This is a genomic window from Desulfovibrio piger ATCC 29098 (assembly GCF_000156375.1).
GTDB lineage: Bacteria > Desulfobacterota > Desulfovibrionia > Desulfovibrionales > Desulfovibrionaceae > Desulfovibrio > Desulfovibrio piger.
In genome coordinates, this window is sequence record NZ_DS996358.1 from 6,880 (window position 1) to 12,392 (window position 5,513).

A 5,513-nucleotide genomic window follows, 5' to 3' on the forward strand; every position below is an offset into this window, starting at 1 on the left:
GGGAAACAGATTTCCACGTTGCTGTCAGACTTGCAGCGGCGTGAAAAGGCGTTCGAGAAGAAGCATGACGGCCAGTGAACTGAAAGAGGCGGTGTTGGCCCGCTATCGGAGCGTGTACGCCTTTTGCCGGGCACACCCTGAAATGAAGCGGGCAACAGTGTATCTGGTGCTTTCCGGGCGTTATCCTGGAAAATGGCACGAGCAGGCTGCAAGGATTCAGGCAGCGCTTTCCGGGGCCGGAGAAAGCCCACGGGGCAGAGACGTGACGCCGGAAGTTGTGGGAAAGGCGTTGCAGGAAATCCGCTGTTCCCATTGTCGCCGCCTTGACCGCAGGGAGTGCCTTTCCTGCCGGGAGCAGACGGAACGAGAAAGCAAGGAGCTGTTTTTCAGGGTGTTTCAAGGGGGATAAGATGTCGAAAGCGCGGATACGGGAAATTGTGACGCTGACCAGGGAAGGATGGCGCCCTTATGACGCGGAACCTGAGCGTCGCGTATATGAAAAGCTAGGCTGCACGCATGTATTGCGCGGGAACCGGCGCAAGCCGTTCTGGTTCGTGCGCGGAGACGTGTTTTGCTGCATCGGCTGCGCGGATCATTGTACTCTGAAACGTCCGGCGGGCTTTCCCCTTCCGCTGCCCATACGCTATTCCAGCATACCTTCCGAGCAGCCCTATTCTCTGACGCCGCAGGAAATGGTAAACCGTCACGACATATTGAACGTGCGGCAGGCGGCTTATTGCCTGAATGTTTCGGAGCGCACCATTTACGACTATATAGCCGAGGGAAAACTGATACGGCTCAAGGACAGTCCTGTTCGCGTCCGGTCCAAGGAGGTCAAGGAACTTCGAGGTGATTTTGACGAGTGAAAAAAAAGTTCGCATAGCCCGCGCCCTTTCCGGGCATGAAGCGGCCCGCCATGGCATGATTGCCGTGACGGGCCGTTTTCGCGTCCGGTCCGTTCCTCCCTTCCCCGCCGGATTTATTCCGGCGGGGTCATTCCGAAACGAGCGCGGCAAGGAGCAGTTTTTCATGAAGAAGTTTCTTTGCAATCCCCGGTATCTGCTGGCCGCTTTCATCGTGAGCGGCCTTGTTCTGCTGGCGGGACTGGTTTTCCTTTCTCCCTATCAGGGGCCTGTTGTGGCCTACAAGCTGGCGCTGGTCATGGTGGCGGCCATTGCGGGCATGGCTTTTGACTTTCTGGCGTTCCCCTATGCGCTGCCGTCTTCCTATCTGGACAAAGACTGGCGGGAAAACCCGGAAGCCACGGGGGATGACGGTCAGCCGGACTTTCCCATTGCCACCGGTTACTTTCGTCCGTTCTGCGCGGCCATGCTCCGCCGGGCCTGCATTATTGCGGCTTTTGTGCTGGCCGTGGCGCTGGGGCTGTAACCATGCCGGACGTAACTTTGAAGGTTGAGACCAGCCCGACATGGAAGGAAATTCTGGTACAGGCCCTGTGCTGCTGCGCCCGGTGGATACTACGAGGTTTTCTTCTGTTCATCGGTTTTTATCTGGCCTCCCTATGGTTGCCGATTAGTGCGAAAGCCGCTGAGGTGACGATTCCCCGCGCTGCGCAACAGTACCGGGCGACTCTGGTTCGTGCTGCCCATGCCACTTGGGGACTGGACGCACCGGTGGCCGTATTTGCAGCGCAGGTTCATACCGAAAGCTGGTGGCGCAACGATACTGTGTCGCATGTGGGGGCGCAGGGGCTGGCACAATTCATGCCCGCCACGGCGCGCTGGTTGCCTTCTGTGGCACCGGAAACAGGCAAGCCCGCGCCGTTCAATCCGGGCTGGAGCCTGCGGGCGCTCTGTGTTTACGACAAATGGCTATGGGATCGTGTCGCCGGTCATTCCGACTTTGAACGCATGGCCTTTACCCTGTCCGCGTACAACGGCGGGCTGGGCTGGGTGAACCGTGATCGCAAAAAAGCCCGCGCGCTGGGCGTGGATGACCGGCGCTGGTTCGGGGCTGTGGAAAACGTGAACGCCGGGCGCAGCAAAGCCGCTTTCCGGGAAAACCGCAACTATCCCCGTCTGATCCTGGAAGAACGGCAATACGCCTATATCAAGGCGGGCTGGGGGCCGGGCGTGGAAGATGAGGCGCGGTTATGATGCTCCGGCTGATCGGGATAGGAACTGTGTTCGCGCTGGTGGCTGTTTCCTACTCTCTGTTGCTTACTAAGGGCGCGCTTGACACGGAAAGGCTGCATCATGCCGCCACAGCCTTGGAACGCGACCAGTGGAAAACAGCGGCGGAAGCGTACCGGAAGGACGCGGAAGCGCAGGCGGAAAATGCCCGCCTGTGCCTGGACCGGGAGACAAAAGCCGCGCGAGACGCGGCGGAACGAACATCTATTGTAAAGCAGGCCAGGCCGCGTGCCCGCACCGTAGAAGAAAAGGCCAAGGTGGTGGACGATGAAACGCGCCGTCGCGCTGTTGAGCGCCTTAATCGTCCTTTGTAGCGGATGCGGTAAGCAGGCCGCACCGCTTGTTATCAACCTGCCCGACTGCCCGTCCCCGTCTGCTCCGCTTTTGCCGGACCTGGACGCGACGGAGCCGCTGGACAGCCCGGAGAATATTTCCTGCTTATTGGAAAGGGACGATAAAATCCGGGCTTACATAGACGGCCTGAACGCGGCGCTGCGCTGTGAGCAGGCACGGGGAAAATTATGAGTGATATGTCTGCTGCCGTAAGTGCTGCGCTGCCTTTGCTGGAAGCACTGTTTTCTCTGGGCGTGCCCGGCATCCTTCTTGTGCTGGCCTCTATTCCCGCTCTCGTCATTGCCGTGATTTTTGTCCTGGACTACAAGCACGGCAAGCGAGTGTCCAAGGTACTGGAAGCCTATCGGGAAGATACCCAGGAAAGTCTGCGGGTGATGACAGAAAAATTTGAGACCAGCTTGCGGGAAATGAACAAAAAACATGACGAAGTCGCGGAGTATTACCGCAAAAATGTGACCTTGGTAAAAAATTACGAAAGGATGACCGATGCGTTGCAGACTTTGGTCGTGAATAACACGCGCGCTGTGGAACACCTTTCCACCATCGTGGAAACAAGGAGTAAAATGTGAGCAGGCTGGAGGAAATCGGGCAGCGGGAAGAGCTGCGGAGGCGACGGAAGATTATTGAGGCTGAGATACAGTCCCACCGGGACAGCTTGCTGTCAGCCCTTTCCATAATTCATCCTTTGGAAGAATTCAGGGAGAATATATTGCAGCGTTGGGCGTCAAACTGAACGAACGGCTGATGGAGCTTGACGGCGTGAACAGGCGTATAGCCATTCTGAGCCGTGAACTCGGAGACTGACATGGGCTGGGAACATGAACCGGGCACCGTGTGGCGGGCGCAGGAACTGTACTGCATGGATCGCCTGTCCTTCGAGCGAGTTTCCGAACTGACGGGCGTGGCCACTTCCACGTTGAAACGCTGGGCGGACAAATACCGCTGGCGTGAACGTCGTGAGGAACTGGCGCAGGTGGAAAGTGAGATACGTTTCAACACCGTCATGGGGCGAAAGGCCATCTTGCAACGTCTGCTTGAGGCTGAGGACGGCAAGGAAGCCTCGCAGGTGGCCTTTGCCGTGGCCAGCCTGGAATCCTTGGCATTGAAGCAGGCGGAACTTGCGGCAGCGGGCAAGATACCTTCCTTCTCCGAGCCGGAAGCACGGCCTCATATTGCCACGCAGGCGGACGCTGTGGCCGCGTTGCGTGAAGCCGTGCGCAACAAGGTGGGCATGGCTTTGTCCGATCCGGGAAAAATCAATGCCGCCACGGTACAGGACGTGAAACGCTGCCTGGAACTTCTGGGAGAACTGGAAGCGCGGTTGCCGAAAGAAAAGGAAGAAAGCCGCGACAAGGCGCTGTCGCCGGAAAATGCGCAGGCCATCCGGGAAATCCTCGGCACAAGTTAGGAGGCTCGTATGGAATCTGGGCGACGTGTTGCTGCGTATCAAAAGGCATGGCTGGGGGACAAATCGCCGGTCAAAGTGGTGGAAAAATCCCGCCGTATCGGCCTGACCTGGGCACAGGCGCTGGACGACGTGCTGAAAGCCTCGACCTCCGGTCGGGACGGCATGGACGTGCTGTATATTTCGTTCAATCAGGACATGACGCGGGATATATCGACACCTGTGCGGAATGGGCGAAAAAGTTGCAAATCGTGGCCGGGAAGGTGAACGAAGATATTTTCCGCGACGGGGACGAGCGGGAAATCAAGGCTTTCCGCATCGACTTCGCCAGCGGGCACAAGATACTTGCGCTGTCGAACCGACCTTCCAATCTGCGCGGCAAACAGGGGCGCGTCATCATCGACGAAGCGGCCTTTGTGGAAGACCTGCCGGAACTTTTGAAGGCGGCGCTGGCGCTGCTCATGTGGGGCGGGCAGGTCATCATCATTTCCACGCATGACGGGGCGGAAAACCCTTTCAATGAGCTGATCCAGGACGTGCGCGCCGGAAACCTGCCCTACAGTCTGCACCGCATCACGCTGGACGACGCGCTTTCCGCCGGACTGTACCGGCGTATCTGCCGGGTGACGAAACAGAACTGGACGCCGGAAGCGGAAGAAGCCTGGCGTGCCGATCTTATCAAGACGTATGGCGACGGCGCGGACGAAGAACTTTTCTGCATTCCCCGGCAGTCTTCCGGGGCATATCTGACCACCGGCATGATTGAAGCCTGTATGGAGGCGGTTCCCGTGCTGACATGGACGCCGCCAGCCGGCGACTTTGTGGACTGGCCGCTGCCGGTGGCGGAACGCTACACAAAAGGCTGGATGCGGAACAGCTTGAACCTCTTCTCTCCGGCCTGCCGAAAGACCGGGCGCATTTCTGCGGCGTGGACTTTGGCCGCAGCGGCGACCTCTCCGTATTCTGGCCCGCGACGGAAGAAAAGGATTTGCGCCTTGTGCCGCCCTTTGTGCTGGAGCTGCGCAACTGCCCGCACAGAACGCAACAGCAGATTCTTTTCGCCGTGCTGGACGCCTTGCCGCGTTTTTCCGGCGTATCGCTGGACGCACGGGGGAACGGTTCGGCCCTTGCGGAAGCGGCCCGGCAGCAGTACGGGCCTGGCCGGGTTCGGGAAGTCATGATTTCCGAAGGCTGGTATCGGGAGACCATGCCGCTGCTCAAAGCGGGGATAGAGGACAAAACGCTGATTTTACCGAAGGACGCGGGCATACTTTCGGATTTTCGCAGTCTTCGAGTGATGAAAGGCGTAGCCCGTGTGCCTGAGCAGCGGACAAAGGACAAAACAGGCGGCAGGCACGGCGACAGCGCCGTGGCCTGTGCCATGATGCTGGACGCACGCAGGGAGCTGGGCAGCTCGGAGCCGTGGGAATATGTGGGGATCCCCATGAGCGGCTTCAATTTCAACGGCTGGTAAAATCCTTCGCATGGTACGCGCCCTTTCCGGGCATGGCCTCCGTTTTTTTGCCACAATGGCGGGAAAACGGAGGTCTTTTTCATGCTTCATGCCGTTATCACACTATTTTTCGCTGTCGCCGGTTGGC

10 protein-coding genes are annotated in these 5,513 nt (G+C 58.6%); all 10 read left to right on the top strand.

What is annotated here, in order from left to right:
* Positions 1-64 precede the first annotated feature (64 nt).
* The 10 genes from DESPIG_RS13250 to DESPIG_RS14370 all read left to right on the top strand — a co-directional run bounded on the left by DESPIG_RS13250 (position 65) and on the right by DESPIG_RS14370 (position 5,386).
* Positions 65-409, top strand: coding sequence for a hypothetical protein (locus tag DESPIG_RS13250; protein ID WP_006006574.1), 345 nt, complete (start codon positions 65-67; stop codon positions 407-409).
* Between the two features lies 1 nt (position 410).
* A complete protein-coding gene (locus DESPIG_RS06595) occupies positions 411-866 on the top strand; it encodes a helix-turn-helix domain-containing protein (RefSeq protein ID WP_040369617.1) in 456 nt (151 codons plus the stop codon).
* Positions 867-1,029: 163 nt separating this feature from the next.
* Positions 1,030-1,389, top strand: a complete 360-nt coding sequence (locus DESPIG_RS06600; protein WP_040369618.1) for a putative holin — start codon at positions 1,030-1,032, stop codon at positions 1,387-1,389.
* 2 nt (positions 1,390-1,391) lie between these two features.
* Complete coding sequence (locus tag DESPIG_RS06605) at positions 1,392-2,117, top strand: transglycosylase SLT domain-containing protein (protein ID WP_006006581.1); 726 nt, start codon at positions 1,392-1,394, stop codon at positions 2,115-2,117.
* Positions 2,114-2,467: a hypothetical protein gene (locus DESPIG_RS06610; protein ID WP_006006583.1), complete on the top strand. Its 354-nt coding sequence runs from the start codon at positions 2,114-2,116 to the stop codon at positions 2,465-2,467. Before DESPIG_RS06605 ends, DESPIG_RS06610 begins: the two co-directional genes overlap by 4 nt.
* Positions 2,468-2,674: 207 nt before the next feature.
* Positions 2,675-3,076: a hypothetical protein gene (locus DESPIG_RS06615; RefSeq protein ID WP_006006584.1), complete on the top strand. Its 402-nt coding sequence runs from the start codon at positions 2,675-2,677 to the stop codon at positions 3,074-3,076.
* 236 nt (positions 3,077-3,312) lie between these two features.
* Complete coding sequence (locus tag DESPIG_RS06620) at positions 3,313-3,915, top strand: hypothetical protein (RefSeq protein ID WP_006006588.1); 603 nt, start codon at positions 3,313-3,315, stop codon at positions 3,913-3,915.
* A 9-nt stretch (positions 3,916-3,924) separates the two neighbouring features.
* A complete protein-coding gene (locus DESPIG_RS14360; RefSeq protein WP_006006590.1) occupies positions 3,925-4,179 on the top strand; it encodes a hypothetical protein in 255 nt (84 codons plus the stop codon).
* Positions 4,176-5,093: a hypothetical protein gene (locus tag DESPIG_RS14365; RefSeq protein WP_246118354.1), complete on the top strand. Its 918-nt coding sequence runs from the start codon at positions 4,176-4,178 to the stop codon at positions 5,091-5,093. The genes DESPIG_RS14360 and DESPIG_RS14365 overlap by 4 nt, the downstream gene beginning before the upstream one ends.
* Complete coding sequence (locus tag DESPIG_RS14370; protein ID WP_006006594.1) at positions 5,090-5,386, top strand: hypothetical protein; 297 nt, start codon at positions 5,090-5,092, stop codon at positions 5,384-5,386. Before DESPIG_RS14365 ends, DESPIG_RS14370 begins: the two co-directional genes overlap by 4 nt.
* Positions 5,387-5,513: the final 127 nt, after the last annotated feature.

What these genes read in the sequence shown, in the direction of transcription:
- DESPIG_RS13250 (WP_006006574.1), top strand. Translation starts at nt 65, where the DNA reads ATGACGGCCAGTGAACTGAAAGAGGCGGTGTTGGCCCGCTATCGGAGC.
- DESPIG_RS06615 (WP_006006584.1), top strand. Translation starts at nt 2,675, where the DNA reads ATGAGTGATATGTCTGCTGCCGTAAGTGCTGCGCTGCCTTTGCTGGAA.
- DESPIG_RS06605 (WP_006006581.1), top strand. Translation starts at nt 1,392, where the DNA reads ATGCCGGACGTAACTTTGAAGGTTGAGACCAGCCCGACATGGAAGGAA.
- DESPIG_RS14370 (WP_006006594.1), top strand. Translation starts at nt 5,090, where the DNA reads ATGATTTCCGAAGGCTGGTATCGGGAGACCATGCCGCTGCTCAAAGCG.
- DESPIG_RS06620 (WP_006006588.1), top strand. Translation starts at nt 3,313, where the DNA reads ATGGGCTGGGAACATGAACCGGGCACCGTGTGGCGGGCGCAGGAACTG.
- DESPIG_RS06600 (WP_040369618.1), top strand. Translation starts at nt 1,030, where the DNA reads ATGAAGAAGTTTCTTTGCAATCCCCGGTATCTGCTGGCCGCTTTCATC.
- DESPIG_RS06610 (WP_006006583.1), top strand. Translation starts at nt 2,114, where the DNA reads ATGATGCTCCGGCTGATCGGGATAGGAACTGTGTTCGCGCTGGTGGCT.
- DESPIG_RS06595 (WP_040369617.1), top strand. Translation starts at nt 411, where the DNA reads ATGTCGAAAGCGCGGATACGGGAAATTGTGACGCTGACCAGGGAAGGA.
- DESPIG_RS14360 (WP_006006590.1), top strand. Translation starts at nt 3,925, where the DNA reads ATGGAATCTGGGCGACGTGTTGCTGCGTATCAAAAGGCATGGCTGGGG.